At 48.9% G+C, this 3211-nt stretch carries 2 protein-coding genes and 1 pseudogene; all 3 read right to left on the bottom strand.

Annotated features, from left to right (window positions below):
* Positions 1-634: pseudogene (locus VB081_RS04530) on the bottom strand (glucose-6-phosphate isomerase); the annotation flags it as partial.
* Positions 635-658: 24 nt separating this feature from the next.
* On the bottom strand, positions 659-2152 hold the full coding sequence (gene malQ / locus VB081_RS04525; RefSeq protein WP_323399656.1) for a 4-alpha-glucanotransferase: 1494 nt from the start codon (positions 2150-2152) through the stop codon (positions 659-661).
* Positions 2153-2315: 163 nt separating this feature from the next.
* On the bottom strand, positions 2316-3211 hold an 896-nt coding region (locus VB081_RS04520), incomplete at its 5' end, for a diguanylate cyclase (RefSeq protein WP_323399655.1).

Genomic DNA, 3211 nt, shown 5'->3' with positions numbered 1-3211 from the left:
GACCGACCGGACACAGCACAGAAAAACGTCCGCCCACACCGTCCGGTACAGTGTATGTTTTGAACCCGTACTGGTTGGATATTTTTTTCATGATCCCGTTTTCTTTGTCCGTGGTGATCACGATATTGTCTTTATAATTGTCGCCTAATTCTTCCTTGAGTTTTGCAAGAACGATCATAAACTGCGACATCGTCTCGACCGTGTTCCCGCTTTTGGTGATCACGTGAAAGCACGTCTTTTTGATATCGATCACATCAAGCAGCGCATTGATGCCATCCGGGTCTACGTTATCCACCACATAAAAGCGTGCACCGCCGCGTTTTTCCTGCGGAATTTCATTGTATTTCAAATGCTTTGTACCGGTAAACAGCGCCTTTGATCCAAGTGCGCTGCCGCCGATCCCCAATACGACAAAGTTCTCAAAGTTCGCATTGATGCGCTTCGCTTCCGCCTCCATATCTTTTACGATCTCTTTTTGGTTATATGGCAAAGCACGCCATGCCATGGAAGCTTTTTTATCGTTCATATTACGGTGCACCATCGCGAGCTTCCCGCTCATCTTTTTGATCTGATCATCCGTAAGTCCGTGTTCTCCCACATTTTTTGCCAGCATGTTGTTAAAGTCGATTTTCATTCTTTATTCCTCCATCACATTTTTCTAAATACAAACGGCTTCCGCCAGTTTTTGCTCCTCACATACGCGTCCGTAAAGCTCTGTCATTTCCCGCAGCTGCGTGACGGCTTTTCCTGAAAAAGCCCCTGGTTTCATACGCCATTTCCAGTATCCGAGCGCACGCCCAGGATAGTTCATACGCGCCGAAGCGCCCAAATTGAGAACATCCTGCATCGGTATGATGCAAATATCCGCAACACTCATCATCACAAGCCGCATAAGCTCTGCCGCCGCTTCGTTTTGGGTGCACTCACGTCCAACATAGGCAAACAATCGCCCTTTTTCCTCATCGCCAAGATGCGAAAACCACCCTTTGACCGTATCATTGTCGTGCGTTCCCGTATAGGCCACGCAATGGTGCGGATAATTATGCGGCAGATGTTCGCTGTTCTGCTCGCCGAACGCAAACTGCAATACCTTATTCCCTGGGAAGCCACATTTTCCTAAAAAGTCGCGCACCTCTTGTGTGATTAGGCCCAGATCTTCCGCAATGATCGACGGACAGGGTACCTCTCGTTTGATCGCCTCAAACAGGTCGTGCCCCGGCCCCTTCATCCACTGCCCGTCCTTCGGCTTTTTGTCCTTAGGAATGGCATAGAACGATTCGAATCCACGAAAATGGTCAATGCGGATGATATCAAAAAACACAAAGCACCGGCGCACACGCTCGATCCACCACGCAAATCCATGCTCCTTCATATAGTCCCAGTCATAAAGCGGGTTTTCCCACATCTGTCCCTGCTTGCTGAAGCAGTCGGGCGGCGTTCCCGCCACCATATCATTTTGCAAAAACAGCTCCGGATGCGCCCACATGGCGTCCGAATCATAAGAAACATAGATGGGGATATCACCGATCAGGCTGATCCCTTTCGCGTTCGCATATTCCTTCAGCGCGAGCCACTGCTTTTCAAACAGAAATTGTGCAAAGCGAACCGCTTCGATCTCTTCCTCGTGCTCCTGCGCCAGCCGCATCACCGCTGCCTGGTCGCGCCTCGCTACTTTTTCGTCCCAGTCAAAATACCCCTGCGAACGGAACTGTTTGCGGAATACGGCAAACAGCGAATAGTCAAACAACCAGTCGGCATTCGCGTACTTGTATCCGGTAAATTCATCTTTAAATGTTTCGACTCCGTTGCGGTAAGCCTTTTTTAAGATATCATCTTTGTAGGTAAGCTGCTCTTTGAAAAGGGCGACGCCCTGCTTGTCCGTTACAAGCGGCGCAACATCTTCTTTTTGCAGAAGCCCTTCTTCGATCAAAAGATCAAGGTCGATCAAATATGGATTGTTGGCAAAAGCAGAAAGCCCCTGATACGGACTGTCCGCATAGCCTGTCGGCGGTGTAGGCAGCATCTGCCAATACGACTGCTTCGCCTCATAAAGCGCGTCAACAAAGTCGTATGCCGCTTGTCCAAGCGTACCGATCCCGTACGGGGATGGTAAGGATGTGATATGTAATAGTACCCCGCTTCCCCTTTTCATAGGCCATTCTCCATCGCTTGATTGGTTATTATTATTATATAGTTATCCTCCTTAAAAGTATAGGACTTTTCATAAAGTTTACATACACACCCTTGCTTGACATCCGTAAAAAAACAAGACGTGAGCTTTTCGCTCACGTCTTGCATGATACCCTTCACAGTGTTCACACGATGTCTATTCCGTCCCTGCTGCGCTCCTTGACAACATACAACGCCGCGTCCGCTTTTTTGTATATTTCCGTAAAGCTTTGTCCTTTTCCTGCAAAGGCGGCGCCCACGCTTACCGTCATCACGCTACCTTCAAGCTTGACCTTTGTGTTAAGTTTTTCACGCACTTCTTCATATTTGTGCCGCACAGTCTCTTTGTCCTGCACGCCTTTTATAAACACACAGAATTCGTCGCCGCCCAGCCGTCCGACCACATCGTCCTCACGGAAAACCGACTTTAACACCGCCGCTGTCTGTATCAGCACCTGGTCGCCCGTATAGTGACCATAGCGGTCGTTGGTGCTCTTGAAGTGATCAATATCCAGCACCAGCAAGACTCCGCCCTTATCGTTTTCATCCTGCCTCAGATACTCGTCCACTTTCTCCCTGCACGCGGCAGCGTTATAAATATTCGTCAGACTGTCGTTTTGCGCCTGGGCGACCAGCCTGTCCATTTCCTCCCGCTCCTGCTGCACATCCAGTATCTTGCCGATCGCTAAAATCGGCTTTCCTTCCGGATCATACACCGCCTTTGCGGTAATACGAAGCCAATGCAGCAATCCGTCCGGCATCCTGACCTGCACATCTTCTACAATGCTGCCATCTTCCTTGAGCTTATCAAAGGATGCCTTGATGTCTTGGCCTTCTCCCAATTCCAGTTCCAGATGCGAAAAATAGTGACTGACCACTCTCTCAGAAGCAAACAAACGCGCGCTGCGCTCCGAAAACGCCATCTCGTCCTTTTCGAAACTATATTCAAATATATATTCATTGGATAAGTCGTATAATTGCCTGTATCTTTCGTTTTCCAGTGTAATCTTCCTGTTGAGCCTCATTCGGCGCCTGTAGAACA

The organism is Christensenella sp., from assembly GCF_034927525.1.
Classification (GTDB): Bacteria; Bacillota; Clostridia; order Christensenellales; family Christensenellaceae; genus Christensenella.
Note: the sequence above shows the minus strand (reverse complement) of the source record. Positions and strands in the feature narration are given on the sequence as shown.